Source organism: Enterobacter sp. DTU_2021_1002640_1_SI_PRY_ASU_LCPMC_013, assembly GCF_032389435.1.
Lineage (GTDB): Bacteria > Pseudomonadota > Gammaproteobacteria > Enterobacterales > Enterobacteriaceae > Enterobacter > Enterobacter hormaechei_C.
Genome location: NZ_CP135594.1, coordinates 1,672,856 through 1,699,383, shown reverse-complemented (window position 1 = coordinate 1,699,383; position 26,528 = coordinate 1,672,856). Strand labels below are relative to the sequence as shown.

General features: G+C 57.1%; 26 protein-coding genes, 2 tRNA genes and 1 other RNA gene. 17 read left to right on the top strand and 12 right to left on the bottom strand.

Translation table 11 applies throughout. The annotated features are described in order from the left end of the window. The first annotated feature begins 3 nt into the window (after positions 1–3). From csgD to csgG, 4 genes are read left to right on the top strand one after another with little or no spacing between them, the layout of a single operon-like run. Entirely contained in the window at positions 4–654 is a 651-nt protein-coding gene (gene csgD / locus RS584_RS08025) for a biofilm master transcriptional regulator CsgD (RefSeq protein ID WP_017384754.1), read from the top strand. Positions 655–658: 4 nt separating this feature from the next. After that, complete coding sequence (gene csgE, locus RS584_RS08020; protein ID WP_058689476.1) at positions 659–1,048, top strand: curli production assembly/transport protein CsgE; 390 nt, start codon at positions 659–661, stop codon at positions 1,046–1,048. A gap of 26 nt (positions 1,049–1,074) precedes the next feature. Further along, positions 1,075–1,491 (top strand): curli production assembly/transport protein CsgF, encoded by a 417-nt coding sequence (gene csgF, locus RS584_RS08015; RefSeq protein WP_003858054.1) that lies wholly within the window; start codon positions 1,075–1,077, stop codon positions 1,489–1,491. Positions 1,492–1,517: 26 nt separating this feature from the next. Beyond that, complete coding sequence (gene csgG, locus RS584_RS08010; protein WP_315749284.1) at positions 1,518–2,351, top strand: curli production assembly/transport protein CsgG; 834 nt, start codon at positions 1,518–1,520, stop codon at positions 2,349–2,351. A 43-nt stretch (positions 2,352–2,394) separates the two neighbouring features. Here the strand turns inward: csgG and RS584_RS08005 are convergent, their stop codons facing one another. From RS584_RS08005 to ghrA, 4 genes are all read right to left on the bottom strand, one after another. Further along, the gene (locus RS584_RS08005; RefSeq protein ID WP_072159654.1) at positions 2,395–2,877 is read right to left on the bottom strand and encodes a DUF1097 domain-containing protein; all 483 of its coding nucleotides are present in this window, start codon (positions 2,875–2,877) and stop codon (positions 2,395–2,397) included. A 96-nt stretch (positions 2,878–2,973) separates the two neighbouring features. Continuing rightward, positions 2,974–3,528 (bottom strand): molecular chaperone, encoded by a 555-nt coding sequence (locus RS584_RS08000; protein WP_315749282.1) that lies wholly within the window; start codon positions 3,526–3,528, stop codon positions 2,974–2,976. 19 nt (positions 3,529–3,547) lie between these two features. Then, a complete protein-coding gene (locus RS584_RS07995; RefSeq protein WP_032670147.1) occupies positions 3,548–4,285 on the bottom strand; it encodes a phosphatase in 738 nt (245 codons plus the stop codon). 84 nt (positions 4,286–4,369) lie between these two features. Beyond that, positions 4,370–5,308, bottom strand: a complete 939-nt coding sequence (ghrA, locus tag RS584_RS07990) for a glyoxylate/hydroxypyruvate reductase GhrA (RefSeq protein ID WP_315749279.1) — start codon at positions 5,306–5,308, stop codon at positions 4,370–4,372. A 229-nt stretch (positions 5,309–5,537) separates the two neighbouring features. Between ghrA and RS584_RS07985 the strand changes: the two genes are divergently transcribed. Together RS584_RS07985 and RS584_RS07980 are read left to right on the top strand one after the other, a co-directional pair. After that, positions 5,538–5,625, top strand: a tRNA-Ser gene (locus RS584_RS07985). 45 nt (positions 5,626–5,670) lie between these two features. Next, positions 5,671–5,807, top strand: a non-coding RNA gene (locus RS584_RS07980) — RtT sRNA. A 132-nt stretch (positions 5,808–5,939) separates the two neighbouring features. On the opposite strand, the gene RS584_RS07975 is transcribed toward RS584_RS07980, so the two are convergent. Further along, the gene (locus tag RS584_RS07975; RefSeq protein WP_017384759.1) at positions 5,940–6,845 is read right to left on the bottom strand and encodes a LysR family transcriptional regulator; all 906 of its coding nucleotides are present in this window, start codon (positions 6,843–6,845) and stop codon (positions 5,940–5,942) included. 109 nt (positions 6,846–6,954) lie between these two features. On the opposite strand from RS584_RS07975, the gene RS584_RS07970 reads away from it, so the two are divergent. The 3 genes from RS584_RS07970 (at position 6,955) to RS584_RS07960 (ending at position 8,738) form a co-directional block, all read left to right on the top strand. Next, a complete protein-coding gene (locus RS584_RS07970; RefSeq protein ID WP_015570855.1) occupies positions 6,955–7,815 on the top strand; it encodes a pirin family protein in 861 nt (286 codons plus the stop codon). Positions 7,816–7,835: 20 nt separating this feature from the next. Next, the gene (locus tag RS584_RS07965; protein ID WP_315749277.1) at positions 7,836–8,513 is read left to right on the top strand and encodes an isochorismatase family protein; all 678 of its coding nucleotides are present in this window, start codon (positions 7,836–7,838) and stop codon (positions 8,511–8,513) included. 137 nt (positions 8,514–8,650) lie between these two features. After that, a tRNA-Ser gene (locus RS584_RS07960) sits at positions 8,651–8,738 on the top strand. Between the two features lie 292 nt (positions 8,739–9,030). Here RS584_RS07960 and phoH read toward each other — a convergent pair. From phoH to efeU, 4 genes are all read right to left on the bottom strand, one after another. Next, a complete protein-coding gene (phoH, locus tag RS584_RS07955) occupies positions 9,031–9,819 on the bottom strand; it encodes a phosphate starvation-inducible protein PhoH (RefSeq protein WP_315749275.1) in 789 nt (262 codons plus the stop codon). A 500-nt stretch (positions 9,820–10,319) separates the two neighbouring features. Beyond that, entirely contained in the window at positions 10,320–11,603 is a 1,284-nt protein-coding gene (gene efeB, locus RS584_RS07950) for an iron uptake transporter deferrochelatase/peroxidase subunit (RefSeq protein WP_023296295.1), read from the bottom strand. A gap of 3 nt (positions 11,604–11,606) precedes the next feature. After that, positions 11,607–12,734 (bottom strand): iron uptake system protein EfeO, encoded by a 1,128-nt coding sequence (efeO, locus tag RS584_RS07945; protein WP_062932061.1) that lies wholly within the window; start codon positions 12,732–12,734, stop codon positions 11,607–11,609. Positions 12,735–12,774: 40 nt separating this feature from the next. Further along, positions 12,775–13,608: an iron uptake transporter permease EfeU gene (gene efeU / locus RS584_RS07940; RefSeq protein ID WP_315749272.1), complete on the bottom strand. Its 834-nt coding sequence runs from the start codon at positions 13,606–13,608 to the stop codon at positions 12,775–12,777. Between the two features lie 251 nt (positions 13,609–13,859). On the opposite strand from efeU, the gene RS584_RS07935 reads away from it, so the two are divergent. Beyond that, entirely contained in the window at positions 13,860–15,044 is a 1,185-nt protein-coding gene (locus tag RS584_RS07935) for a NupC/NupG family nucleoside CNT transporter (protein ID WP_131492736.1), read from the top strand. A 70-nt stretch (positions 15,045–15,114) separates the two neighbouring features. On the opposite strand, the gene RS584_RS07930 is transcribed toward RS584_RS07935, so the two are convergent. Together RS584_RS07930 and putP are read right to left on the bottom strand one after the other, a co-directional pair. Further along, on the bottom strand, positions 15,115–15,534 hold the full coding sequence (locus RS584_RS07930) for a DUF3574 domain-containing protein (RefSeq protein ID WP_315749268.1): 420 nt from the start codon (positions 15,532–15,534) through the stop codon (positions 15,115–15,117). Between the two features lie 72 nt (positions 15,535–15,606). After that, positions 15,607–17,115, bottom strand: a complete 1,509-nt coding sequence (gene putP, locus RS584_RS07925; RefSeq protein ID WP_315749267.1) for a sodium/proline symporter PutP — start codon at positions 17,113–17,115, stop codon at positions 15,607–15,609. Positions 17,116–17,537: 422 nt separating this feature from the next. Between putP and putA the strand changes: the two genes are divergently transcribed. Both putA and RS584_RS07915 read left to right on the top strand, forming a co-directional pair. Beyond that, the gene (gene putA / locus RS584_RS07920; RefSeq protein ID WP_315749265.1) at positions 17,538–21,500 is read left to right on the top strand and encodes a trifunctional transcriptional regulator/proline dehydrogenase/L-glutamate gamma-semialdehyde dehydrogenase; all 3,963 of its coding nucleotides are present in this window, start codon (positions 17,538–17,540) and stop codon (positions 21,498–21,500) included. A gap of 100 nt (positions 21,501–21,600) precedes the next feature. Then, positions 21,601–21,993 (top strand): lysozyme inhibitor LprI family protein, encoded by a 393-nt coding sequence (locus RS584_RS07915; protein WP_315749933.1) that lies wholly within the window; start codon positions 21,601–21,603, stop codon positions 21,991–21,993. 53 nt (positions 21,994–22,046) lie between these two features. On the opposite strand, the gene rutR is transcribed toward RS584_RS07915, so the two are convergent. Next, positions 22,047–22,685, bottom strand: a complete 639-nt coding sequence (rutR, locus tag RS584_RS07910) for an HTH-type transcriptional regulator RutR (protein WP_003858090.1) — start codon at positions 22,683–22,685, stop codon at positions 22,047–22,049. Between the two features lie 245 nt (positions 22,686–22,930). Between rutR and rutA the strand changes: the two genes are divergently transcribed. From rutA to RS584_RS07885, 5 genes are read left to right on the top strand one after another with little or no spacing between them, the layout of a single operon-like run. After that, the gene (gene rutA, locus RS584_RS07905) at positions 22,931–24,022 is read left to right on the top strand and encodes a pyrimidine utilization protein A (RefSeq protein WP_062938613.1); all 1,092 of its coding nucleotides are present in this window, start codon (positions 22,931–22,933) and stop codon (positions 24,020–24,022) included. Then, positions 24,022–24,711, top strand: coding sequence for a pyrimidine utilization protein B (gene rutB / locus RS584_RS07900; RefSeq protein WP_062938614.1), 690 nt, complete (start codon positions 24,022–24,024; stop codon positions 24,709–24,711). The genes rutA and rutB overlap by 1 nt, the downstream gene beginning before the upstream one ends. Before the next feature lie 11 nt (positions 24,712–24,722). Continuing rightward, positions 24,723–25,109: a pyrimidine utilization protein C gene (gene rutC, locus RS584_RS07895; RefSeq protein ID WP_315749261.1), complete on the top strand. Its 387-nt coding sequence runs from the start codon at positions 24,723–24,725 to the stop codon at positions 25,107–25,109. A gap of 7 nt (positions 25,110–25,116) precedes the next feature. Continuing rightward, complete coding sequence (gene rutD / locus RS584_RS07890) at positions 25,117–25,917, top strand: pyrimidine utilization protein D (protein ID WP_315749259.1); 801 nt, start codon at positions 25,117–25,119, stop codon at positions 25,915–25,917. A 9-nt stretch (positions 25,918–25,926) separates the two neighbouring features. Next, complete coding sequence (locus RS584_RS07885) at positions 25,927–26,517, top strand: malonic semialdehyde reductase (RefSeq protein ID WP_032104810.1); 591 nt, start codon at positions 25,927–25,929, stop codon at positions 26,515–26,517. Positions 26,518–26,528: the final 11 nt, after the last annotated feature.

Below are 26,528 nucleotides of genomic sequence, written 5' to 3'. Positions count from 1 at the left end.
ATCATGTTTAATGAAGTCCATAGCTTACCCGGTCATACATTATTGTTGATCACAAAACCTTCCTTACAAGCGACAGCATTATTGCAGCATTTAAAACAATGCCTCTCGCTTAACGGGAAACTGCATAATATTCAACGTTCTTTTGATGATATCGCTCCTGGCAGCATCATTCTTCTCGATATGATGGAAGCGGATAAAAAACTGGTCCATTACTGGCAGGATAATTTAAGCAGAAAAAACAATAATATCCGCGTATTGTTATTAAATACGCCTGATGAGTATCCTTTCCGCGATATTGAGAGTTGGCCGCATATTAACGGCGTGTTTTACGTCACTGAAGAAGAAAACCGTGTCGTGGAGGGTTTGCAGGGCATATTGCGGGGGGAGTGTTATTTCTCGCAAAAACTGGCCAGCTACCTCATTACCCACTCCGGAAATTATCGCTATAACAGTTCAGAATCTGCACTTCTGACGCACCGTGAGAAAGAGATCCTGAACAAACTGCGTATTGGTGCTTCAAATATTGAAATCGCCCGTTCGTTATTTATCAGCGAAAATACGGTTAAGACGCATCTTTATAATCTTTTCAAAAAGATAGCTGTTAAAAATCGCACGCAGGCGGTGTCGTGGGCAAACGATAACCTCAGGCGTTAATAGCATGAAACGCACCCTAAGTTGGATTGCCGCCGCAGGCATTATGCTTGCTGCCGGAAACCTTCAGGCTGTTGAGGTGGAAGTTCCCGGACTGTTGACCGACCACACCGTCACCTCTGTCGGACACGATTTTTATCGTGCCTTCAGCGATAAGTGGGAAAGCGATTATCCGGGTAACTTAACCATCAACGAACGGCCCAGTGCGCGGTGGGGAAGCTGGATCACAATAACCGCTAATCAGGACGTTATTTACCAGACTTTTCTATTCCCAACGAAAAGAGACTTCGATCAGAACGTCGCTTTCGCGCTGGCACAAACAGAAGACGCTATTAACCGCCTACAGTTAGACAAAGCCCTTTTGAGCACAGGCGATTTAGCAAAAGATGAGTTCTAGCAACGACACCTATTTCGGAGGCTGTAATGCGTCTCGCACACACAGTGATTTCGTTAATGCTCATTGCGCCGTTGAGCTGGGCCGGAAATATGACATTCCAGTTCCGCAACCCTAATTTTGGCGGCAACCCGAATAACGGAGCCTTTATGCTTAACCAGGCTCAGGCTCAAAACTCCTATAAAGACCCCAGCTATGACGATGATTTCGGTATCGAGACCCCGTCGGCCCTGGATAATTTCACTCAGGCCATCCAGTCGCAAATATTAGGTGGCTTATTAACCAACATTAATACCGGAAAACCCGGCCGGATGGTCACTAACGACTTTATCGTCGATATTGCCAATAAAGACGGGCAGCTTCAGTTAAATGTGACAGACCGAAAAACCGGTAAAACGTCGACAATCCAGGTTTCCGGTTTGCAGACCAGTTCAACTGATTTCTAAACAACCCCGAAATAAGGACAATTATTATGCAGCGCTTTTTTATTATAGTTGCAGTGTGCTTATTAAGCGGTTGTTTAACTGCCCCGCCAAAAGAAGCCGCTAAACCCACCCTGATGCCTCGTGCCCAGAGCTACCGGGATCTGACGCATCTGCCGGTCCCTACCGGGAAGATATTCGTCTCGGTCTATAACATTCAGGATGAGACGGGCCAGTTCAAACCGTATCCGGCCAGTAACTTCTCGACGGCCGTACCGCAGAGCGCCACCGCGATGCTGGTCACCGCCCTGAAAGATTCTCGCTGGTTTATCCCGCTGGAACGTCAGGGGCTGCAAAACCTGCTTAACGAACGAAAAATCATTCGTGCCGCGCAGGAGAATGGTACCGTTGGCGTCAATAACCGCATGCCGCTACAGTCTCTCACCGCAGCCAATATCATGGTGGAAGGCTCGATTATCGGCTACGAAAGTAACGTGAAATCGGGCGGCGCGGGTGCGCGTTACTTTGGCATCGGGGCCGACACGCAGTATCAGCTGGATCAGATTGCCGTCAACCTGCGCGTGGTTAACGTGAGCACGGGTGAGATATTATCCTCCGTGACCACCAGCAAAACGATTCTCTCTTATGAAGTGCAGGCCGGGGTGTTCCGCTTTATCGATTACCAGCGTCTGCTGGAGGGTGAAATTGGCTATACCTCTAACGAGCCGGTCATGCTGTGTCTGATGTCGGCCATCGAAACCGGCGTGATTTTCCTGATTAATGACGGTATCGATCGCGGCTTGTGGGATCTTCAGAATAAAAGTGACGTGAGTAATGCGGTGCTGGTGAAATACCGAGAGATGTCGGTGCCGCCAGAGTCATAATCGGCGGCGCATAAAAAAGGCGAGATTTCCGTCTCGCCTTTTTTTATTTACTTACCGCAGGAACGCTCTGGCTCTTCTCGCGTCGGGCCGCAAGCCAGAGGCCGCTGTTCTTCATGGCGTAGCCAAACAGTAATCCCAGCATGAGCGAAGGGACCACCAGCTTCCAGTCCCCCTGCCCCGCAAAGGTCGCGCAGGCACCCATGAACGTGCCGGGCACAAAGGACAACAGCAGATGTTTTGCCTGAACGCACATCAGGAAGGCCACAATGCCGGTGATGGCGTACCCCAGGATTTCCACATGCGGCGCCAGCGCGCTGCCTTTCATAATGACCAGCGCCCAAATCACACCGCTCATCAGAGTACAGCCGGAGATGAAGAGCCCTTTGAGACCACCCTGCGGGCAGGCGAAATAGGCCGTGCAGCCAAGAAAACCAGCCCAGCTCAACAAGCCGAGAGAGACAGCCACCCAACCCCAGAGGCCGGAGAGGATGCCAGTCGTGATTGCAATACAAAGTAGTATGTTCATGGTGCGCATCTTAGCAGATGCGCACCTTAGAAATGAGATCAGAAGCACATTACGTGCAAGTTGAAATGTATCGTTGCAGGATTTTTGTGATTCGAATCACTCTTCGTTCTCTTCTTCCAGCTCGTCCCACATGGCAGCGATGGCGTCACGCGTCAGCGGAGCCAGCGTTCTCCAGAACGGCGAGGTGGCGTGGGCTTCAACTTTACCCAGGAAGGTGCCAACCCACGGAAGCAAATACGTTTCGAACAGGGTTTCAATCGCCTCGTTCTCATCATCACCTGCATTATCTTCAATCCAGGAGGCCGCCAGCAGCAGGGTACCGATTTGATCGGCAGGCATATCCGTCAGCGGCATGCCGCGTTCTGAAAGAAACGCCCGAACTTCCGCTTCGGTCGCACCTTCCTGCCAGGCAGAACGATACGGCGACACGCGACACTCTTCCCCCACAAACAGCGCGTTGTAATCCGTTGAAATCTGCTGCATATCGCAGCTTTTTTGCAAACGTTCCAGCAATTCATCCTGTTCCAGCGGCCAGCTCTGCGCCAGTTTACCTTCACGAATCAGGGTAAACAGCGGAACCAGCAGCGGATCCTGCGGCTGGCGGTAATATAAGGTGCCCAGCACGCGGCAAAGGATGGAAAACTCATTCATGTTTTTATTCCGTTATTAATTAAAGATCGGCAAATTCATCAATCGGCGCCATGCCGCGCGACTCAAGGAAGTCGAGCATACGACGCGGCGTGACGTTCAGGATCTGTTCTTCCGGGAAATTCACGTCCCGCAATATTTTCAGGCACTCGCTGAAATCACCCAGCGTGAAGGCCGTGTGTGAATCAGAGCCCAGCGCCACCATGCCGCCCGCGTCACGCACGGCCGCCGCCACTTCGCGGCAGTTGGCTTCACTGCCCTTACGCGAGTGAACAAAGGAGGAGTTGTTAATCTCCAGCGCCACGCGGTGCTTCGCTGCCGCCTGCGCCACGGCCTGAATATCAATCGGGTATTTCGGATTTCCCGGGTGGCTGATAATGTGCACGTTGCCGCTGGCAATAGTGGCAATCATCGCTGCGGTGTTAGTCTCTTTATCCTGGGGCGCAAAGACCGGCTCGTGGAAGCCGGCGAGGATCAGATCTAACGAGGACAGCATCGGGCCGGTGCAGTCAATCTCACCGTCAGTATTTTTGATGTTCGCTTCGATGCCGCGCAGTATCCCGATACCGTCCACCAGGCGTGGCCAGATACGCATATTCACAAAATGCCAGTAGTGCGGCGCATCCGCCATATCCGGACCGTGATCGGTTATCGCAAACAGTTTAATGCCTTTCAGCTTCGCCTGAGCGATATAATCATGGAGGTTACTGTAAGCGTGGGTACTGGCGACGGTGTGCATATGCAGGTCAACGGGATACATCTTTCTCTCCTCTGCGGTTTTTCCAAAGGATAGCAGTTATCAGCGGCGAATATTAGCAAAAACCCGGCGAACGCCGGGTTTCTCTCAGTAGCCTCGCTGTCTGTCGACCTGTCCGGTCACCGCGTTGCCCTTCTCTATTTCGCTGATGGTATGCGAGATGTACGCCACAGCCTCCGCCGGTCGCGTCACGGCCGCAATATGGGGCGTCATCGCCACGCGCGGATGTGCCCAGAGCGGGCTGTCTTTTGGCAGCGGTTCGCGGCTATACACATCCAGCATTGCGCCTTTCAGTTTACCGCTATCCAGCGCTTTCAGCAGATCGTCTTCCACAACGTGTACCCCGCGCGCCAGGTTCATTAAGTAGCTGTCTTCTGCCAACTGGTTGAGGAGCGTGCCATTGATAATGCCGACCGTTTCCGCCGTATTCGGCAGCAGGTTAATGAGGACGCGAGTCCCTTTCAGGAACGCCGGGAGTTCGTCCGTTCCGGCAAAGCTCTCGACGCCTGGATAATCCTTACGGCTCCGGCTCCAGCAGCGCAGTGGGAAGCCCCACGGCGCGAGCGCTTCGGCGACTTTCGAACCCAGTACACCCGCGCCGAGGATGCCGATGGTGAAATCTTCATGCTGATAATCCGGAAGCGGTTCCCAGTGGGATTGCTGTTTAAACGCCTGATAATCGTCGAAACGTCGGAACCAGTGCAGCACCTGGCTCACGGCATATTCCTGCATCTGCTGCCCCATACCGGTATCTTCCAGACGAAACAGGGGAATATCTTCCGGCAGCATTTCAGGGTGTGCCTTCAGCTTACTGAGAATGGAATCCACACCCGCACCAAGAGCAAACACCGCCTTCAAACGGCGTCCCTGAAGCATTTCGACCGGGGGATGCCAGACCAGCGCGTAGTCGGCATGTTCATTATCGCTCTGTTTCCATTCGCGAACGCGTGCGCCAGGCAGTGCCGCCGTAAGCGCGTTAATCCAGTAAACCGTATCAAAAGTAGGGTGATAGAAGATTATATCCATAGTCATTGCCTTTTATTGCGCTGTTTTATTTTCATTTTCAACTGGCTTGCCAGCATAACAAATTTATCGCTAAACCGCGTTGCTGATAAAAGCGGCGCATTTCGCACATTTCGGAATCAGGTTGCCTGAAGTTTGTCTAAACACGCTAAATTACTGAAAAAGTGGGTTGACGGCAGTACGGCTTTTCCTTACATTAGCGCCCGTCCCGACAACAACGGGATGACAATATGGTGAGGTGTCCGAGTGGCTGAAGGAGCACGCCTGGAAAGTGTGTATACGGCAACGTATCGGGGGTTCGAATCCCCCCCTCACCGCCATATTTGAAGAAGAGCTCGCATGAAAATGCGGGCTTTTTTTTCGTATGTTGCACGCCTTTGGGGGGGATGAGAACCCCCGACCGGGGTTCGACAACTGGCGCAGCCAGTTGGACAGACTGAGAGCGTAGCGAACAGGCTGCCCGAAGGGCGAGCGAAGCGAGTCAATCCCCCCCTCACCGCCATATTTGAAGAAGAGCTCGCATGAAAATGCGGGCTTTTTTTTTCACATGTTGCACGCCTGTGGGGGATTCGAACTTTGCAGCCTCTGCGGTAATTGTGTCGGGTGGCGCTACGCTTACCCGACCTACAAAAAGCTAGTCTTCAACCATCTTTGCATACTCTTCGGTGAGAAAATCCACCAGCGTCCTGACCGATGGCAGCAGGCCGCGCCGGGATGGATACACCGCGTGGATCACTTCCCGTCTGGGTTCCCAGGCATTCAGCACCCGAACAAGTTCACCTGAAGCCAGCTGATCCTTCACCATCAAAATGGGCAGCTGTACCACGCCCACGCCCGCCATCGCCGCCTCCCGCAGCGCCAGCATGTCGGTAGTCACCAGGCGCGGCGTGAAGTGAATTTCTGCCTTTGCGCCCTCCGGCCCGCTCAATTCCCACTTATGCAGGTGCTTGCCCGCCCCCATACTTAACCCCGGCCACTCGCTGAGTTCAGAGGGCATCGCCGGGTTGCCCATCCGTTCAATCAGTGCCGGCCCGGCAACCAGACAGTGCCCCCTGTCCGCCAGCACCCTTAATACCAGATCGCTGTCATCAAACGGGCGCGGACGAACGCGGATCGCCACATCCACCCCCTCCGCCACCAGATCGACCCGGCGGTTGGTGGCTTCGAGCTGGAGGTTGATCCCTGGATAGCGCGCCATAAACCGCGCCAGCATGGGCCCCACGTGAACGTGCAGCAAGGTGACAGGACAGGTGATCCGGACCATACCGCGCGGCTCAGCCTGTAAAGCAGCCACCGCCTCCTCCGCAGCTTCAGCTTCCACCAGCATGGCTTTACAGTGCTGATAGAACGTCTGCCCCACCTCCGTCACCGCAAACTGCCGCGTGGTACGTTGGATCAACCGAACGCCCAGGCGTTCTTCCAGCTGAGCAATCCGACGGCTCAGTTTCGACTTAGGCTGATCGAGCGCCCGACCCGCCGCCGCAAAGCCACCATGCTCCACCACCTTCACAAACCATACGAAATCATTGAGATCCTGCATACGCCTCCATTGTTCCATTTAAAGAACAGTGAATGTCATTTTTGCTATCTACCGGGATATTAACCCTGAATATAAGCTAATTCCATCAACAGGACATCAGGAGTTAATCATGAAAAACGTAACAGGCGTGTATACCGCACCTCGGCCGCACTGGGTCGGTGACGGTTTTCCGGTTCGTTCGATGTTTTCTTACCAGACGCACGGCGAGCCCCTGAGCCCGTTCCTGCTGCTGGACTACGCCGGACCGCATACCTTCCCGGCGGACGGCGCGAAACGCGGCGTGGGCGAGCATCCTCATCGCGGCTTTGAAACGGTGACCATCGTCTACTCAGGCGAAGTGGAGCACCGTGATTCCACCGGCAGAGGCGGCGTTATTGGCCCAGGCGACGTGCAGTGGATGACGGCAGGCGCAGGCATTTTGCACGAGGAGTTCCACTCCAGCGCGTTTTCGCAGAAAGGCGGTGAACTGAAAATGATGCAGCTGTGGGTCAACCTGCCCGCCAAAGACAAAATGGCGACGCCTGGCTACCAGAGCATCACTCAGTCGGATATCCCGGTGGTCACCCTGCCGGATAACAGCGGAACATTGCGCGTGATTGCTGGCCGTTTTGGAGAGGTAACCGGCCCGGCGCATACCTTCTCACCGCTGAACGTGTGGGATCTCGCGCTGCGCCAGGGTAGCCATCTGACGCTCAATCAGCCCGAAGGCTGGAGCACGGCGCTGGTTGTCGTTGAAGGCAGCGTGACGGTGAACGGCACCACGCCTGCCGGTGAGGCGCAACTGGTCGTGCTGAGTCAGAGCGGTGACAAATTGCATCTCGAAGCCAGCAGCGATGCCAAAGTGCTGCTGATGGCCGGGGAGCCGTTGAATGAACCCATCGTGGGCTATGGCCCGTTTGTAATGAACAGTAAAACCGAAATTGCCGAGGCTATTCGCGATTTCAACTCCGGCCGCTTTGGCCAAATCTAAACGTAATAAAGGAGCGCATTATGTCTACCCCTGCAAACTTCAACGGTGCACGTCCCGTTATTGACGTAAACGATGCCGTTATGCTGCTTATCGATCACCAGAGCGGGCTGTTCCAGACCGTAGGTGACATGCCAATGCCTGAGCTGCGCGCCCATGCAGCGGCGCTGGCAAAAATCGCCTCGCTGGCGAAGATCCCGGTAATCACCACGGCGTCGGTTCCACAGGGACCGAACGGCCCGCTTATCCCGGAGATCCACGCCAACGCGCCGCACGCACAGTATGTGGCACGCAAGGGTGAGATCAACGCCTGGGATAACCCGGAGTTCGTGGCAGCGGTGAAAGCCACCGGGCGCAAAACGCTGATTATCGCGGGGACGATCACCAGCGTCTGCATGGCCTTCCCATCCATCAGCGCGGTGGCGGACGGATATAAAGTGTTTGCGGTGATTGATGCCTCTGGCACCTACAGCAAAATGGCGCAGGAGATCACCCTGGCGCGCGTGGTGCAGGCAGGCGTGGTGCCGATGGACACGGCTGCTGTTGCTTCCGAAATTCAGCGCACGTGGAACCGTGAAGATGCGGGTGAATGGGCTGAGGTGTACACCCACATCTTCCCGGCCTACCAGCTGCTGATCGAAAGCTACAGCAAAGCGCAGGACGTGGTGAAAAATAGCGAAGTGCTCGATTCGCAGCGTTAATCCTGCGCGCTGCGATATAAGCTGATTAAGGCTTAACCGAACAAGCACGAATGCTGAAAATCTGCTTGACCGTTTTAGCGCAACTCCCTATAGTAGCGCCCCGTTGCCCCCCAAGCGGTCAGGCAGCAAAACAATATGGTGAGGTGTCCGAGTGGCTGAAGGAGCACGCCTGGAAAGTGTGTATACGGCAACGTATCGGGGGTTCGAATCCCCCCCTCACCGCCATATTTGAAGAAGAGCTCGCATGAAAATGCGGGCTTTTTTTTCGCATGTGCACCCCTTTGGGGGGGATGAGAACCCCCGACCGGGGTTCGACAACTGGCGCAGCCAGTTGGACAGGCTGAGAGCGAAGCGAACAGGCTGCCCGCAGGGCGAGCGCAGCGAGTCAATCCCCCCGGTGCTATATGCAGCTCGGTGCGGCCTGAGCCCCTCACCCTAACCCTCTCCCCAGGGGAGAGGGGTTAAAATGCACAAAAAACAAAGCCCGGTTTCCCGGGCCTTGAATACAACAACATACTCAATAATACGCTTCCAACGTGCGTTGACACAGCGCTGAGCGCACACAGTCATCTTTGGTGAAGCGGACCATCCCTATCATCTCATCTTCCTCAAAACGTGACATGGCATCGCTCAGGCCGGACTTCACGCCCGACGGCAGGTCACACTGGGTAATATCGCCGTTGACGATAACCGTCACGTTCTCCCCGAGGCGCGTTAAAAACATCTTCATTTGCGCAGCGGTCACGTTCTGAGCCTCGTCAAGAATAACGACCGCATTTTCAAATGTACGTCCGCGCATATAGGCGAACGGCGCGATTTCCACCTTGCCAATCTCTGGTCGCAGGCAATACTGCATAAAGGAAGCGCCCAACCGCTTCACCAGCACGTCATAGACGGGCCTGAAGTACGGGGCAAACTTCTCCGAAATGTCTCCGGGCAGGAAGCCCAGATCTTCATCCGCTTGCAGTACCGGACGGGTAACGATGATCCTTTCCACGTCCTTATGAATCAGCGCCTCCGCCGCTTTGGCGGCGCTGATCCAGGTTTTCCCGCATCCGGCTTCCCCGGTTGCAAAGATGAGCTGTTTACTCTCGATAGCATTCAGGTAGTGCGCCTGAGCTTCATTCCGCGCCACAATTGGCGATGCATCGCGGCTGTCCCGCGCCATGCCAATGGATTCTACGCCGCTCATCTGCACAAGCGAGGTGACCGATTCTTCTTCACGCTGTTTATGACTACGTGAATCCCGTCTCAGCACACGTTTTGCTTCACGACGAGCTTTGATCACTGCTTTCTGTCTTCCCATGGATAGCACCTTGAGTTGTTGGTATTCATCACACGCGCCAGCATCGGCACGATTATGCGCACGAACATCAGAGGGTTGGCTTCCTTGTAAGCCATTGCTTGCATTACCGGATGACGATATACAACGGCTACGCGCACCGTTATGCACGTCGGTAGAAAAAGGTTCTTGAGGTGAAGGAGAGAATTTGGTGGTGAGGAAATCGCTGCCGGAGTCTGAGCCTCCGCGCCGGGTACTGCGGTTGATGTGTTTACCTTGTCCAGTACAGGACGCAACCATTCGCGATCTCCATAGTGAGTTAGCATCACTGCCGGGAACTACCGCTGTCTTCTCTTAAGTACATCAGGAATTATCATAAATGCAACATTTATTTTACCTGAATGCAACTTTTAGGACTGCCCCTACATGGAAAATCAGTCTTATATAGAAATATTACAGAAATATAACAATAAGATAGTCCTTCGAAAAAATAATGTCCCCGCGAACTGTCGCAGGGACGATTATCAGGCTTCTATCAGACCCTGAGCGAGCCAGGCGTTCGCGTCACGCGCGCCGGGCAGAGCAAAGAAATAGCCGCCGCCGATGGGCTTGATATACTCCTCCAGCGCTTCGCCGTTGAGCCGCTTCTGCACGGTGAGAAATCCCTTCTCCAGATCGTGCTGATAGCAGACAAACAGCAGTCCCATATCAAGCTGACCGGAGTTGGTCACCCCCAGCGAGTAGCTGTAGCCCCTGCGCATCATCAGGCTGGACTGCGTCTCTTTGGTGCGAGGATTGGCGAGGCGAATATGGCTGTCCAGCGCGATGACATCCCCGTTCGGATCGCGGGCGTAGTCGGGTTCATCGTGCTCGTGCTTCATGCCGAGCGGTGCGCCGGTTTGCTTATCGCGACCGAAGATAGTTTGCTGCTCTTTCAGCGGCGTGCGGTCCCAGAACTCCACGTGGAACTGAATGATACGCACCGCCTGATAGGTGCCTCCGACCGCCCAGGCCGGTTCGCCCTGATCCGCCGTCACCCAGACCACGTTCTTCATCAACGCGGTATTGCTGCTGTCCGGGTTGGCGGTGCCGTCTTTGAAGCCCAGCAGGTTGACCGGCGTCTCTTTCCCTTTACTGCGCGCGGCGTGGTCAGAGATAAAACCTTCCCGCTTCCAGCGCACGCTCAGCAGATCCGGGGTGTGCTTGATAATATCGCGCAGGGCATGGATCACCGTATCCTGGGTATTAGCGCAGATCTGCAACAGCAGATCGCCGTGGCACAGCGCCGCGTCGAGAGAATCATTCGGGAATCGCGTCATTTTTTGCAGCGCTTTCGGCTTCTGCTTCGCCAGTCCGTAGCGATCATCAAACAGCGATTCCCCCACCGACACGGTGATGGTCAGATTATCGGGAGCGATAAACGCGCCGAGGATGCCGGAATCCATCGGCGGCAGGCGTGGATTCGGTGTTTCCGGTGCCGGACCGCCGGCGGTCAGGAAGGCAATGCGCGTGGTCAACAGCCTGAACAGACGCTCAAGGTCGGCCTTATCACTCGCCAGCGAATCGAAAGCCACCAGCATCATCGAGGCCTGCTGCGGCGTCAGGATCCCCGCCTGGTGCTCACCATAAAACGGCTGCGTTTCCATACGCGCATCCGGGGAGAGCGTGCCGGGGGCGCTTTGCGGTTTTGCCGCATGCGCCACCGGACAGCCGCCCGCCAGGGCAAACGCGCCGCCCAGCGCCCCTACCCCTTTTAACAACCGACGTCGGGAAGGTTCCGCCACGTCGTACTCGTCATGCTTGTTCATCGCTTAATCCAGACCCAGTACGCCACGCAGCAGGGAGAGATCTTCCGCCAGCGTCGTAATCGGGCCTTTAAGCGCGTTACGGTCAGCATCGGTCAGCTTGTCGTAGGTTTCGAATCCGTCTTTGGTGCGGTATTTCGCCAGGATAGCGTCAACTTTCTTAAAGTTGGCATCCACTTTCGCCAGCAGCTCGCCGTTCTCTTTTTGCAGCTGAGGCCGCAGCAGATCGACAATTTTCTGTGCGCCGTCGACGTTCGCCTGGAAGTCCCACAGGTCGGTGTGGCTGTAACGATCTTCTTCACCGCTGATTTTGCTGGCGGCCACTTCTTCAATCAGACCCGCTGCGCCACCCACCACTTTCGACGGCGGGAAGGCCAGCTCGCTGATGCGTTTTTGCAGCTCCAGCACGTCGCTGTTGAGCTGATCGGCGTATTTCTCCATCCCACTGGTGGAGTTATCGCCAAACAGGGCTTTTTCCAGACGGTGGAAGCCGGTGAATTTCGGATCGGCGGCCTTCTGCTCGTAGTCGTCTTCACGGGCGTCAATGCTGCCATCGAGATCAGAGAACAGTTCGGCAATCGGCTCAATGCGCTCGTAGTGCTGACGGGTAGGCGCATACAGGGATTTCGCTTTTTCGATGTCGCCCGCTTTCACCGCGTCGGTAAAGGCTTTGGTGCCTGCCACCAGGTCTGCTGTCTCTTTGGTGACGTAGGCTTTATAGGCGGTAATGGCGTCGCCGAGGCTCAGCAGCGCCGTGCCCTTGGCCGCGTCCGCCGTCGCTGCGCCTTTGACGATCAGCTTACCTTTCGGGTTAGTCAGCAGGCCGCAGGTCATGTCATATTCCCCGGGCTGAAGATTTGCGGTCATCTTCTGGCTGAAGCCCGGCGCGATATTCTCGCGCTCTTCCACCACCATCACGCCTTTCAGGATCTCCCACTCCAGCGCCTTCTGGCTGTGGTTCTGAATAATAAACTGCGTTTTACCGCTGTTAACCGTGATGGTCATCGGCTCGCACTGTTTATCGTTGACGGTGACTTTTACCTGCGGAATATCTGCCGCCTGAGCGGTGAAGGCAGACACGAACAGCGCGGCAATGCCTGCGCATAACGCACTACGACGGAACTGAATGGCCATGACTCTTCCCTTTAAAAGTATGTTGTAACTAAAACAGCACTTACGGCGCAACGCGCGACGCCTGCGAGCCGGTACGCGGCGGCATAGCGAACAGGATCAGCGCCGGAACCAGATAGATAAAGTACATCGCCACTTCGCTGACGCTCGGCGTTTCCTGGTAGCCGAAGATCCCTTCGAGCAGGGTACCCGTCAGTGAATGGGTCGACAGGACGTTGCTGAGATCGAACGCCACGTCCTGGAAGTGGTTCCACAGACCCGCTTCGTGGAAGGCGCGGATCGCCCCTGCCGCCAGCCCCGCGGCCACCAGCAGAATAAACAGGCTGGTCCACTTGAAGAACGCGCCCAGGTTAAGACGAATGCCGCCCCAGTAGAGCAGGAAGCCAAGCACAACCGCCGTGGCCAGCCCGAGCATCGCGCCCAGTGGGGGCCAGATGCCCACGTCCTGCTGAAAAGCCGCGAGCAGGAAGAACACAGACTCCAGGCCTTCACGCGCCACGGCGAAAAAGACCATCATGATCAGCGCCCAGCCGTGGTGGTTGCCTTTTTGCAGGGCGTTATCCACCGCCTGCTCAAGCTGTACCTTCACGTTACGGGAGACCTTGCGCATCCAGAACACCATCCAGGTGAGGATCACCACCGCAATCACGGCGACGATCCCTTCAAACAGCTCCTGCTCTTTCTGCGGGAACTCCCCGGTGGTTTCGTTGATGAGGATACCGAGGCCCAGGCAGAGCGCCGCAGCAAGGAAAACCCCAACCCACATCACGCCAATCCAGCGTCCGCGCTGGGTACGCTTCAGATAACTGGCGATAAGGCTAACAATCAGGGCCGCTTCAAGGCCTTCACGTAACATAATGAGAAAAGGAACAAACATGCCGACACCTTAAATGTTTATCGCGGTCAACTGATGCAAAGAAAAGTAAATTCTTGTGATAGTGATTATCATTACGGCAACAAGAAAAACAAGCGAAATGTGTTGCGTTTTGATGACCAGATGTAAACGCATTGCGAAGTAATAATTGCCTGAGTAACCGTTACGTTTATAAGGTATAACGAAAATGCCCATTTACGGTTAACCGGGGCTGTGGCTAAATGTCCTCCTCGAAAACCAACTGAAAATAAGCCATGTTTAAAATTGTCCATTTCCTGCTGGCGCTGGTGATTATTCTTGCGCTCGCCTGGCTGGTGAGTTTCGACCGCCGAAAAATTCGTATTCGTTTCGTTTTACAGCTGATCGTGATCGAAATCGCGCTGGCGTTCTTTTTCCTCCACGCAGAAAGCGGCCTGTTTATTATTAAATACGTTTCCGGTTTCTTTGAGTCGCTGCTTAAATTCGCTGCCGAAGGGACGAATTTTGTCTTTGGCGGGATGGGTGAAAAAGGGCTGGCGTTCATTTTCCTTGGCGTGCTCTGCCCCATTATTTTTATCTCGGCGCTGATTGGTATTCTTCAGCACTGGCGTATTCTGCCGATCTTTATTCGGGTGATCGGGACGCTGCTGTCAAAACTGAACGGCATGGGCAAGCTGGAATCCTTTAACGCGGTGAGTTCGCTGATCCTCGGTCAGTCGGAAAACTTCATTGCCTACAAAGGCGTGCTGGGCGATCTCTCCTCGCGTCGTCTGTTTACGATGGCTGCCACGGCCATGTCGACGGTTTCGCTGTCGATTGTCGGGGCCTATATGACTATGCTCGACGCCAGATTTGTCGTCGCGGCGCTGATCCTGAACATGTTTAGCACCTTTATTATTCTTTCGGTTATTAACCCGGCCCGCCCGGAAGCGGAGCCGGATATCAGGCTGGAAAAACTGCACGAATCCCAGAGCTTCTTTGAAATGCTTGGCGAGTATATTCTGGCCGGTTTTAAGGTGGCGATGATTATTCTGGCGATGCTGATTGGCTTTATCGCCCTTATTAGCGCCATTAACGCCCTCTTCTCCGGCATATTTGGCATGAGCTTCCAGCAGATTCTGGGTTATGTGTTTTATCCGCTGGCGTGGCTTATTGGTATTCCGCTGAGCGATGCCTTAAACGCGGGGAGCATTATGGCAACCAAGCTGGTGGCGAATGAATTTGTGGCGATGATCGAGCTGCAAAAAATAGCCCATCAAATGTCACCGCGCGGGCTGGGGATTTTGTCCGTGTTCCTGGTATCGTTCGCTAACTTCGCTTCCATTGGCATTGTGGCGGGGGCAATAAAAGGTCTGAATGAGCAACAGGGTAACGTGGTGTCGCGGTTTGGTTTACGCCTGGTATACGGGGCAACGCTGGTAAGCCTGCTGTCGGCGAGTTTTGCGGGGTTGGTGCTCTGATGCAATGCCGGGTGGCGCGCAGCGATCCCGGCCTACAAAACAACAACGGCGGGATTTCCCGCCGTTTTCATTAAAACTGCACGCACACCGGCTGGTCGACCCGCATCACCGACTCCTGCGCGAAGCGTGACTTATAGATCCCGCGCAACGCTTCGATATTCTTCTCACTCTGCGCGTCTTTAGCGTGGATCAGCATCAATGCCTTGCTCGGCTCGCGCGCCACTTTTCCATCATTCCCTAGCCACTGACCTCGCGCATCAAATAACGTTAAACCATCGCGAAAGCGTGGCGTCACGTCCTGGTCGACAAACTGCTGCCATTCGTTGCCTGTGATTTGCGCCCCGGCAGGACGGTTTAAGCCGAAATAGAGCGTGGTCTGCTGCATCTGATTTTCTGCTTTGCAGGTTTCCACCGCCGCATGCTGCGAGGGTGCGTTACAGCCCGCCAGCAGCACGAATGCTGCCACCATTAACCCTGTTTTAATTCTCATTGATGAAGACTCACAAAGGTGAAAGGACTATCCCCTCTCCCCACCGGGGAGAGGGTTAGGGTGAGGGGAAAATTACTCAGCCTGGAGCTTAGACGGCGGCGCTGAGTGATAGTGCGCGTCCGCCTCCGCAAAGCGTTTCTGCATGGCGGCAGACGGGGCCTTACCCAGCAGGCTGAACACCACAATCCCGATGCTGCCGAAGATGAAGCCCGGAATAATTTCGTACAGGCCCAGCCACGCGAACTGTTTCCAGACGATAACGGTTACCGCACCGATAATCATCCCCGCCAGCGCGCCGTTGCGGGTCATGCGTGACCACAGTACAGAGAACAGCACCACCGGACCAAATGCTGCACCAAAGCCCGCCCAGGCGTAGCTCACCAGCCCCAGCACGCGGTTTTCCGGGTTTGCCGCCAGCGCAATTGCAATTAGCGCCACCAGCAGCACCATAAAGCGCCCTACCCACACCAGCTCTTTCTGGCTCGCGCCCTTACGCAGAAACGCTTTGTAGAGGTCTTCGGTGATGGCGCTGGAGCACACCAGCAGCTGACAGCTCAGGGTGGACATCACCGCCGCGAGGATCGCGGAGAGCAGAATACCGGCAATCCACGGGTTGAACAGGATCTGCGCCAGCTCGATGAACACGCGCTCGGCGTTCTGGTTCACCGCGCCCGCCTGCGCCGGGTTGTTGTTGAAGTACGCGATACCGAAGAAGCCGACCGCACACGCCCCCGCCAGACACAGGATCATCCACGTCATGCTGATGCGACGCGCGTGAACGATGGTGTGGTGAGAATCCGCCGCCATGAAGCGCGCCAGAATGTGCGGCTGGCCGAAGTAGCCCAGGCCCCAGCCCATCAGAGATACAATGGCGACGAAGTTCAGCCCTTTCAGCATATCGACGTTTTCGATGCTCTTCTGCTTGATCACTTCCAGCGATTCGCCAAAGCCGCCGACGGTGAAAATGACAATCACCGGAGTCAGGATCAGGGCGAAGATCATCAGGCTCGCCTGCACGGTATCGGTCCAGCTTACCGCCAGGAATCCGCCCACGAAGGTATAGAGGATGGTTGCTGCGGCGCCGGCCCACAGGGCGGTTTCATAGCTCATGCCGAAGGTGCTTTCGAACAGGCGCGCGCCCGCCACGATGCCGGAGGCACAGTAGATGGTGAAGAACAGCAGGATCACCACCGCGGAGATAATGCGCAGGATACGGCTGTTATCTTCAAAGCGTCCGGTGAAGTAGTCCGGCAGCGTCAGGGCGTTGTTGTTGGCTTCGGTGTGCACGCGCAGACGGCCTGCCACCAGCTTCCAGTTGATCCACGCGCCAACGGTCAGGCCGATGGCGATCCAGCTTTCGGAGATACCGGAGATGAAAATCGCGCCCGGCAGGCCCATCAGCAGCCAGCCGCTCATGTCGGAAGCGCCCGCAGAGAGTGCGGTGACCATCGGGCCTAAGCTGCGCCCGCCGAGGATGTAGTCGTCAAAGTTTTTCGTTGAACGCCATGCCAAAAACCCTATCAGGATCATGCCAAAAATATAAACGAGAAATGTCACCAGCATCGGTGTGCTAATAGCCATTCAAATTCTCCAAAATGTCGAGCGACAACCGTCCGGGTTGCCTTGTTATGTCATCACCGGAACGTAGTGATGTGTGTATGTGTTTCCGTTGGGCGCGCTATCCTGCCGTATACGCACCCCACTGACAAACGATTTAACACTGCATTTACATGAATTTCATCCCTGGTTTTATACGTCTTTCCTATAGGTTGCACTCGCTCACGCTTTTACGGGTTGCACCTTTAAAAAGTGTTAAGCACCGCATAAAAACTGGGCTCAGAAACCGCCGCACGTTCTTTTTCACAGCTAACCAATCGTTAACAATCCATTCATTTTCCAGCTTGCAGACCAGGTCACATTTAACACGGTTGCACAAAGTTGCAACATGGTGGATATTTCACGCTATCAACAGAACGCTATTACAGAACAACAGGAGTTTTGGCATGGGGATGACCACCATGGGGGTTAAGCTGGATGACGCTACCCGCGAACGGATTAAAACCGCTGCGACCCGCATCGACCGCACACCGCACTGGTTAATCAAGCAGGCGATTTTTAACTATCTGGAAAGACTGGAGAGTGAAGAAGGTCTGCCGGAGCTGCCTGCCCTGCTGGCGGGTGCAGCGAACGAAAGCGAAGAGGCCGCGACGGCCGTTGAAGAGAACCACCAGCCGTTCCTGGAATTTGCCGAGCAGATCCTGCCGCAGTCCGTCAGCCGCGCCGCCATTACCGGCGCCTACCGCCGTGCCGAAACCGACGCCGTGCCGATGCTCCTGGAGCAGGCGCGCCTGCCGGAAGCCGTTGCCGCTCAGGCGCACAGCCTCGCGTATCAGCTCGCCGACAAGCTGCGTAACCAGAAAACCGCCAGCGGACGCGCCGGTATGGTGCAGGGTCTGTTGCAGGAGTTCTCCCTCTCCTCGCAGGAAGGCGTGGCGCTGATGTGTCTGGCGGAAGCGCTGCTGCGTATTCCGGATAAAGCCACCCGCGATGCCCTGATCCGCGACAAAATCAGTAACGGCAACTGGCACTCCCACATTGGCCGCAGTCCGTCCCTGTTCGTTAACGCCGCCACCTGGGGCCTGCTGTTTACCGGCAAGCTGGTCTCCACCCATAACGAAGCCAACCTGTCGCGCTCTCTGAACCGCATCATCGGCAAAAGCGGCGAGCCGCTGATCCGCAAGGGCGTGGACATGGCGATGCGCCTGATGGGCGAGCAGTTCGTCACCGGGGAAACCATTGCCGAAGCGCTGGCGAACGCCCGCAAGCTGGAAGACAAAGGCTTCCGCTACTCCTACGACATGCTGGGTGAAGCGGCGCTGACCGCCGCCGACGCGCAGGCCTACATGGTCTCTTACCAGCAGGCGATCCACGCCATCGGTAAAGCGTCCAACGGTCGCGGTATTTATGAAGGTCCGGGCATCTCTATCAAGCTTTCCGCCCTGCACCCGCGCTACAGCCGTGCGCAGTACGACCGGGTGATGGAAGAACTCTACCCGCGCCTGAAGTCCCTGACCCTGCTGGCGCGCCAGTATGACATCGGCATCAACATCGACGCCGAAGAGGCGGACCGTCTGGAGATCTCCCTCGACCTGCTGGAAAAACTGTGCTTCGAGCCGGAGCTGGCGGGCTGGAACGGGATTGGTTTCGTTATCCAGGCCTACCAGAAACGCTGTCCGTTCGTCATTGACTACCTGATTGACCTGGCCAGCCGCAGCCGTCGCCGCCTGATGATCCGTCTGGTGAAGGGCGCCTACTGGGACAGCGAAATCAAACGCGCCCAGATGGAAGGTCTGGAAGGTTATCCGGTCTATACCCGCAAGGTCTATACCGACGTCTCTTACCTCGCCTGCGCGAAAAAACTGCTCGGCGTGCCGAACCTGATTTATCCTCAGTTCGCCACCCACAACGCCCACACCCTGGCGGCGATCTACAGCCTCGCGGGTCAGAACTACTATCCGGGCCAGTACGAGTTCCAGTGCCTGCACGGCATGGGTGAACCGCTGTACGAGCAGGTGACCGGTAAAGTGGCCGACGGCAAGCTGAACCGTCCGTGCCGAATTTATGCCCCGGTAGGTACCCACGAAACCCTGCTGGCCTACCTGGTGCGTCGTCTGCTGGAGAACGGGGCGAACACCTCCTTCGTTAACCGCATCGCCGATACCACCCTGCCGCTGGACGAACTGGTGGCCGACCCGGTACAGGCCGTTGAGAAGATGGCGGCGCAGGAAGGCCAGATTGGTCTGCCGCATCCGAAGATTGCCCTGCCGCGCGAGCTGTATGGTGCAGGTCGCGTCAACTCGGCGGGTCTGGATCTTGCCAACGAACACCGTCTGGCGTCGCTCTCTTCTGCCCTGCTTAACAGCGCATTGCAGAAGTGGCAGGCCAGGCCGATCCTTGAGCAGCCCGTTGAGGACGGTGAAATGCAGCCGGTGATCAACCCGGCAGAGCCGAAGGATATCGTCGGCTACGTGCGCGAAGCCACGGAAACGGAAGTGGAGCAGGCCCTGGAGAGCGCGATGAACAACGCGCCAATCTGGTTTGCCACCCCGCCGCAGGAGCGTGCCGCCATTCTGGAACGCGCGGCGGTGCTGATGGAAGATCAGATGCAGCAGCTTATCGGCATTCTGGTGCGTGAAGCGGGTAAAACCTTCAGCAACGCCATCGCCGAAGTGCGCGAGGCGGTCGACTTCCTGCACTACTACGCCGGTCAGGTGCGCGATGATTTCGACAACGAAACCCACCGTCCGCTCGGTCCTGTGGTGTGTATCAGCCCGTGGAACTTCCCGCTGGCGATCTTCACCGGTCAGATTGCCGCGGCGCTGGCCGCAGGCAACAGCGTGCTGGCGAAACCGGCAGAGCAGACCCCGCTGATTGCCGCCCAGGGCATTAACATTCTGCTGGAAGCGGGCGTACCGGCGGGCGTGGTGCAGCTGCTGCCAGGGCGCGGTGAAACGGTCGGGGCCAAACTGACTTCCGATAACCGCGTGCGCGGCGTGATGTTTACCGGTTCTACCGAAGTGGCCTCCCTGCTACAACGCAACATCGCCACCCGTCTGGATGCGCAGGGCCGTCCTACCCCGCTGATCGCTGAAACCGGCGGCATGAACGCCATGATCGTGGACTCCTCCGCGCTCACCGAGCAGGTCGTCGTTGACGTGCTGGCCTCTGCTTTCGACAGCGCGGGCCAACGCTGTTCCGCCCTGCGCGTACTGTGCTTACAGGATGACGTGGCTGACCACACGCTGAAGATGCTGCGCGGTGCGATGGCGGAATGCCGCATGGGCAACCCGGGCCGTCTCACCACCGACATCGGGCCGGTGATCGACGCGGAAGCCAAAGCCAACATTGAAAACCACATTCAGACCATGCGTGCCAAAGGCCGTCCGGTGTTCCAGGCGGTGCGGGAGAACAGCGAAGATGCCCGCGAGTGGCAGACCGGCACCTTCGTGCCGCCAACGCTGATTGAGCTGGCAAGCTTCGACGAGCTGAAAAAAGAGGTCTTCGGTCCGGTACTGCACGTGGTGCGCTACAACCGTAACAACCTCAACGAGCTGATCGATCAGATCAACGCCTCGGGTTACGGCCTGACGCTTGGCGTGCATACCCGTATCGACGAAACCATTGCCCAGGTGACCGGCAATGCTAAAGTCGGCAACCTGTACGTCAACCGCAACATGGTTGGCGCGGTCGTGGGCGTGCAGCCATTCGGCGGTGAAGGTCTCTCCGGCACCGGCCCGAAAGCGGGCGGTCCGCTCTATCTGTACCGCCTGCTGGCAAACCGTCCGGAAAATGCGCTGGGCGTGACGCTGGCGCGTCAGGACGCGGAATATCCGGTGGATGCGCAGGTGAAAGCCGTGCTGACCCAGCCGCTGGACGCGCTGATTAAGTGGGCTGAAAATCGTCCCGAGCTGCATGCGATTGCACAGCATTACGGCGAGCTGGCGCAGGCGGGAACACAGCGTCTGCTGCCGGGTCCAACCGGTGAGCGCAACACCTGGACGCTGATGCCGCGCGAGCGTGTGCTGTGCGTGGCGGATAACGAGCAGGATGCGCTGGTGCAGCTGGCAGCCGCAACGGCAACGGGCTGTGAGGTGCTGTGGCCGGAAGATGCCCTGCATCGCGACCTCGCCAAACAGTTGCCAAAAGCGGTCTCGGCCCGCATTCGCTTTGCGAAGGCCGATGCCCTGCTGACCCAGCCGTTTGACGCGGTGATCTACCACGGTGATTCCGACCAGCTACGCGAACTGTGCGAGCAGGTGGCGGCCCGCAGCGGCGCGATTGTCTCGGTGCAGGGCTTCGCCCGCGGGGAGACCAACCTGCTGCTGGAGCGGCTGTACGTTGAGCGTTCGCTCAGCGTTAACACCGCGGCGGCGGGTGGTAACGCCAGCCTGATGACAATCGGTTAATCGTGTAAACTCTCCCCGGTGACGCTACGCTTACCGGGGCTACAAAACAGCCCAGGCCGGATAAGCACAGCGTATCCGGCTTTTTTACATGGAGGGGATGATGAAAAGAGTATTTCTCGCAGGTGCAGCCCTGCTCATGAGCGCCAGCGCGCTGGCCGACGAGTGCGACAACGCGACCACCCAGCTTGAACTGAACACCTGTAGCGCGCAGCAGTACCAGGCCGCCGATAAAAAGCTCAACGAGACGTATCAGGCCGCCATCAAACGTGCGGCAGCGCCTCAGCGCGATCTACTGAAAAAGGCGCAGCAGGCGTGGATCGGCCTGCGCGACGCGGACTGTGCGTTTATCGGTTCGGGTACGGAAGGCGGGAGCGTTCAGCCAATGATTGTTAACCAGTGTCTGGCGGAGAAAACCGCGGAGCGCGAAGCGTTTCTGGCCACGCTGATGCAGTGTGAAGAGGGCGACTTAAGCTGTCCCCTCCCGCCGGGCTGACGAGGCACGGAACTATTCCCTCTCCCTCCGGGAGAGGGTTAGGGTGAGGGAAACTAGCGCACGCGGATCCCTTCGATAATCATCCGCTGTACGTTTTCCAGGGTGCTCTGGAAAAACGCCTCGTCCTGGAGCGTTTTACCGGTCACCGCTTCAACCTGGGCCGCAAAGTCAGCGTAATGCTGGGTGGAGGCCCAAATCATAAAGATCAGATGATGCGGATCGACCGGGGCCAGTTTTCCGCTGGCGACCCATCCGGCAATAATGGCCGATTTATCGTCCACCAGCTGCTTTAGATCTCCCGTCAGCTCCGCCTGCAACAGCGGCGCGCCCTGCAACATCTCCAGGCAGAACAGCCTTGATGCCTGCGGGTAATCACGCGATACCTCCAGCTTCAGGCGTATGTACTCCTCTATCGCCACCAGCGGGGCCAGCTCTTCGCGAAACGCCTTGAGAGGTGCCAGCCAGATATCGAGGATCTGCTGCATCACCGCGATATAGAGCGCCTCTTTTGACGGGTAGTAGTAGAGCAGATTGGTTTTGGATACCCCGGCCTGCTCCGCCACCTGCTCAAGGCGCGTACCGTGAATACCAAACTGCGAAAATGTCTCCAGCGCAGCGCTGAGGATCGCCTGTTTCTTGGCGCTCACCGCCTGCGAACGTTTACCGGGTGTTTTCACTGCGCCTTGTGTCATTTTCGCTCTCCATTTTCTGTCCTGCGCTCAGCATAGCAAAACCCCCGTCTCGCCACGACCTTCTGCACCCTCAGCGCGCATGAGTGCCTGTTTTCTGTGCAATGATTTTGACCATCCAGTCCACATTTTCGCTGTTAATTTTAACAACCATCATTTAACACCTTAATAACAAAGTGATTTTCAAAACTGGCACTCCCTTTGCTAAAACATCGTGACACCTGCGACGTAATGAAGAGAGGTTCGTGATGAAAATTGGCGTATTTGTACCGATCGGCAACAACGGCTGGCTTATCTCGACCACTGCCCCGCAATACATGCCGACCTTTGAGCTGAATAAAGCCATCGTGCAGAAAGCGGAGCACTACCACTTCGACTTTGCGCTCTCGATGATCAAGCTGCGCGGTTTCGGCGGTAAGACCGAATTCTGGGACCACAACCTGGAGTCTTTCACCCTGATGGCGGGCCTGGCGGCGGTAACCTCGCGCATCCAGATTTACGCCACCGCCGCCACCCTTACCCTTCCCCCGGCGATCGTGGCGCGGATGGCCTCCACCATCGACTCCATCTCCGGGGGGCGCTTTGGCGTTAACCTGGTCACCGGCTGGCAAAAGCCGGAGTACGAGCAGATGGGGATCTGGCCGGGCGACGATTACTTCTCCCGCCGCTACGACTACCTGACCGAATATGTGCAGGTGCTGCGCGATCTGTGGGGCACCGGAAAAAGCGATTTCAAAGGCGACTTCTTCACCATGAACGACTGCCGCGTCAGCCCACAGCCGTCGGTGCCGATGAAGGTGATTTGCGCCGGGCAGAGCGACGCGGGAATGGAATTTTCCGCGAAATACGCCGACTTCAACTTCTGCTTCGGCAAAGGCGTTAACACCCCTGCCGCCTTCGCGCCCACCGCGGCACGCATGAAAGCGGCCGCCGACAAAACCGGGCGCGACGTGGGCTCCTACGTGCTGTTTATGGTGATTGCCGACGAAACCGACGACGCCGCGCGCGCAAAATGGGAACGATACAAGGACGGCGCGGATGACGACGCGCTGCGCTGGCTGACCGAGCAGAGCCAGAAAGATACCCGCTCCGGCGCGGACACCAATGTGCGCCAGATGGCCGACCCGACGTCTGCCGTCAATATCAACATGGGCACGCTGGTTGGCTCGTATGCCAGCGTCGCCAGAATGCTCGACGAAGTGGCTGCCGTGCCCGGCGCCGAAGGCGTGCTGCTGACCTTCGATGATTTTCTCACCGGCGTGGAAACTTTCGGCGAGCGCATCCAGCCGCTGATGCAGTGCCGCGCCCACATCCCTGCCGTGACGAAGGAGGTGGCGTAATGACGACCCTCAACGCTCGCCCGGAAGCCATTACCTTTGACGCGCAGCGCAGCGCGCTGATCGTGGTGGATATGCAAAACGCCTATGCCAGTAAAGGCGGGTATCTGGATCTGGCCGGGTTTGACGTCTCCACCACGCAGCCGGTGATTGAGAACATCAAAACCGCCGTGAGCGCCGCGCGTGCTGCGGGCATGCTGATCATCTGGTTCCAGAACGGCTGGGACGACCAGTACGTCGAGGCTGGCGGTCCCGGTTCCCCCAACTTTCACAAATCCAACGCCCTGAAAACCATGCGCCAACGGCCCGAACTCCAGGGCACGCTGCTGGCGAAAGGCGGCTGGGATTATCAGCTGGTGGATGAGCTGGTACCGGAACCCGGCGATATCGTGCTGCCGAAACCGCGCTACAGCGGCTTTTTCAATACCCCGCTCGACAGCCTGCTGCGCAGCCGGGGCATTCGCCATCTGGTCTTTACGGGCATTGCCACCAACGTGTGCGTGGAGTCGACCCTGCGCGACGGCTTTTTCCTCGAGTATTTTGGGGTGGTGCTGGAGGATGCCACCCATCAGGCCGGGCCGGATTTTGCCCAGAAAGCCGCCCTGTTCAATATCGAAACCTTTTTTGGCTGGGTCAGTAACGTCAATGATTTCTGCGACGCGCTGGATCCCCCGCTCGCCCGCATCGCCTGAGGAGAACCGCTATGCCGAAATCCGTGATTATTCCGCCGGGCACCAGCACCCCGATTGCCCCGTTTGTCCCCGGCACCCTCGCCGACGGCGTGGTGTATGTCTCGGGCACGCTGCCGTTTGATAAAGACAACAACGTGGTGTTTATTGATGACCCAAAGGCGCAAACCCGCCACGTGCTGGAGACGATCAAAACCGTGATCGAAACGGCGGGTGGGACGATGGAGGACGTGACCTTCAACAGCATCTTTATCACCGACTGGAAAAACTACGCCGCGATTAACGAGACTTACGCGGAGTTTTTCCCCGGCGATAAACCGGCGCGGTTTTGCATCCAGTGCGGGCTGGTAAAGCCCGAAGCGCTGGTTGAAATTGCCACCGTTGCGCACATCGCGAAGTGAGGCGGCCATGAAACTGTCCATTTCACCGCCCCCCTTTGCGGGCGCGCCCGTGGTGGTACTGATTGCCGGGCTCGGCGGCAGCGGCAGCTACTGGCTGCCCCAGCTCGCCGTGCTGGGGCAGGAGTATCAGGTGGTGTGCTACGACCAGCGGGGCACGGGGAATAACCCGGATACCCTGCCGGAAGACTACACCCTCGCACACATGGCCGACGAGCTTGCGCTGGCGTTAGCCGGGGCCGGGATCGCCCGTTACTGCGTGGTCGGCCACGCGCTGGGGGCGCTGGTCGGCCTGCGGCTGGCCATCGATAAGCCCGACGCCCTCACCGCGCTGGTCTGCGTCAACGGCTGGCTGACCCTCAATGCCCATACCCGCCGCTGTTTTGACGTTCGCGAACGTCTGCTGCATGCGGGCGGCGCGCAGGCGTGGGTAGAGGCACAGCCGTTGTTCCTCTACCCGGCAGACTGGATGGCCGCCCGCGCCCCGCGGCTGGAGGCCGAGGATGCGCTGGCGCTGGCCCATTTTCAGGGCAAAGCCAATCTGCTGCGCAGGCTGCATGCGCTGAAACTGGCCGATTTCAGCCGCCACGCTGCACGCGTTCGCTGCCCCGTACAGATTATCTGTTCCACCGACGATCTGCTGGTGCCGTCCGTCTGCTCCGCTGAACTGCACGCCGCCCTCCCGCACGCCCGCAAAACGGTCATGCGCCAGGGCGGGCATGCCTGCAATGTGACCGCGCCGGACATCTTTAACACTCTGCTGCTGAACGGGCTTGCCAGCCTGCTGCACAGCCCAGAACCCGCTTTGTAAGGAGCTTGAATGAGCGAAGCCATCACGCCCGCCGCGCTGGAAACGCTGTTTACCGGCGCACGTACCCATAACGGCTGGCTGGATATACCGGTCAGTGACGAGACGCTGCGCGAGATTTATGACCTGATGAAATGGGGGCCGACGTCCGCCAACTGCTCCCCGGCGCGCATTGTGTTTGTGCGAAGCCCGGAAGGAAAAGAGAAGCTGCGCCCGGCGCTCTCCAGCGGCAACCTGGAGAAAACGCTCACGGCCCCGGTCACGGCGATTGTCGCCTGGGACAGCGAGTTTTATGAGCGCCTGCCTGAACTGTTCCCGCACGGCGATGCCAGAAGCTGGTTTACCGCAAGCCCCGCGCTGGCGGAAGAGACCGCCTTTCGCAACAGCTCAATGCAGGCCGCGTACCTGATTTTCGCCTGCCGCGCGCTCGGGCTGGACACCGGGCCGATGTCGGGTTTTGACCGGGAAAAAGTGGACGCGGCCTTTTTCACGGGCACGCTACTCAAAAGCAATCTGCTGATTAACATCGGCTATGGCGATACGACCAAACTGTATGGACGCCTGCCGCGTCTGGCCTTTGACGATGCCTGCGGGCTGGCGTAAGGAGCGAACGT

What these genes read in the sequence shown, in the direction of transcription:
- RS584_RS07965 (WP_315749277.1), top strand. Translation starts at nt 7,836, where the DNA reads ATGTCTACCCCTGCAAACTTCAACGGTGCACGTCCCGTTATTGACGTA.
- RS584_RS07975 (WP_017384759.1), bottom strand. Translation starts at nt 6,845, where the DNA reads ATGCAGGATCTCAATGATTTCGTATGGTTTGTGAAGGTGGTGGAGCAT.
- csgF (WP_003858054.1), top strand. Translation starts at nt 1,075, where the DNA reads ATGCGTCTCGCACACACAGTGATTTCGTTAATGCTCATTGCGCCGTTG.
- putA (WP_315749265.1), top strand. Translation starts at nt 17,538, where the DNA reads ATGGGGATGACCACCATGGGGGTTAAGCTGGATGACGCTACCCGCGAA.
- phoH (WP_315749275.1), bottom strand. Translation starts at nt 9,819, where the DNA reads ATGGGAAGACAGAAAGCAGTGATCAAAGCTCGTCGTGAAGCAAAACGT.
- RS584_RS07935 (WP_131492736.1), top strand. Translation starts at nt 13,860, where the DNA reads ATGTTTAAAATTGTCCATTTCCTGCTGGCGCTGGTGATTATTCTTGCG.
- rutB (WP_062938614.1), top strand. Translation starts at nt 24,022, where the DNA reads ATGACGACCCTCAACGCTCGCCCGGAAGCCATTACCTTTGACGCGCAG.
- RS584_RS08000 (WP_315749282.1), bottom strand. Translation starts at nt 3,528, where the DNA reads ATGAATGAGTTTTCCATCCTTTGCCGCGTGCTGGGCACCTTATATTAC.
- RS584_RS07915 (WP_315749933.1), top strand. Translation starts at nt 21,601, where the DNA reads ATGAAAAGAGTATTTCTCGCAGGTGCAGCCCTGCTCATGAGCGCCAGC.
- RS584_RS07970 (WP_015570855.1), top strand. Translation starts at nt 6,955, where the DNA reads ATGAAAAACGTAACAGGCGTGTATACCGCACCTCGGCCGCACTGGGTC.
- RS584_RS07885 (WP_032104810.1), top strand. Translation starts at nt 25,927, where the DNA reads ATGAGCGAAGCCATCACGCCCGCCGCGCTGGAAACGCTGTTTACCGGC.
- rutD (WP_315749259.1), top strand. Translation starts at nt 25,117, where the DNA reads ATGAAACTGTCCATTTCACCGCCCCCCTTTGCGGGCGCGCCCGTGGTG.
- csgD (WP_017384754.1), top strand. Translation starts at nt 4, where the DNA reads ATGTTTAATGAAGTCCATAGCTTACCCGGTCATACATTATTGTTGATC.
- ghrA (WP_315749279.1), bottom strand. Translation starts at nt 5,308, where the DNA reads ATGGATATAATCTTCTATCACCCTACTTTTGATACGGTTTACTGGATT.
- efeO (WP_062932061.1), bottom strand. Translation starts at nt 12,734, where the DNA reads ATGGCCATTCAGTTCCGTCGTAGTGCGTTATGCGCAGGCATTGCCGCG.
- efeB (WP_023296295.1), bottom strand. Translation starts at nt 11,603, where the DNA reads ATGAACAAGCATGACGAGTACGACGTGGCGGAACCTTCCCGACGTCGG.
- rutC (WP_315749261.1), top strand. Translation starts at nt 24,723, where the DNA reads ATGCCGAAATCCGTGATTATTCCGCCGGGCACCAGCACCCCGATTGCC.
- efeU (WP_315749272.1), bottom strand. Translation starts at nt 13,608, where the DNA reads ATGTTTGTTCCTTTTCTCATTATGTTACGTGAAGGCCTTGAAGCGGCC.
- RS584_RS08005 (WP_072159654.1), bottom strand. Translation starts at nt 2,877, where the DNA reads ATGAACATACTACTTTGTATTGCAATCACGACTGGCATCCTCTCCGGC.
- putP (WP_315749267.1), bottom strand. Translation starts at nt 17,115, where the DNA reads ATGGCTATTAGCACACCGATGCTGGTGACATTTCTCGTTTATATTTTT.
- csgG (WP_315749284.1), top strand. Translation starts at nt 1,518, where the DNA reads ATGCAGCGCTTTTTTATTATAGTTGCAGTGTGCTTATTAAGCGGTTGT.
- csgE (WP_058689476.1), top strand. Translation starts at nt 659, where the DNA reads ATGAAACGCACCCTAAGTTGGATTGCCGCCGCAGGCATTATGCTTGCT.
- RS584_RS07930 (WP_315749268.1), bottom strand. Translation starts at nt 15,534, where the DNA reads ATGAGAATTAAAACAGGGTTAATGGTGGCAGCATTCGTGCTGCTGGCG.
- rutR (WP_003858090.1), bottom strand. Translation starts at nt 22,685, where the DNA reads ATGACACAAGGCGCAGTGAAAACACCCGGTAAACGTTCGCAGGCGGTG.
- rutA (WP_062938613.1), top strand. Translation starts at nt 22,931, where the DNA reads ATGAAAATTGGCGTATTTGTACCGATCGGCAACAACGGCTGGCTTATC.
- RS584_RS07995 (WP_032670147.1), bottom strand. Translation starts at nt 4,285, where the DNA reads ATGTATCCCGTTGACCTGCATATGCACACCGTCGCCAGTACCCACGCT.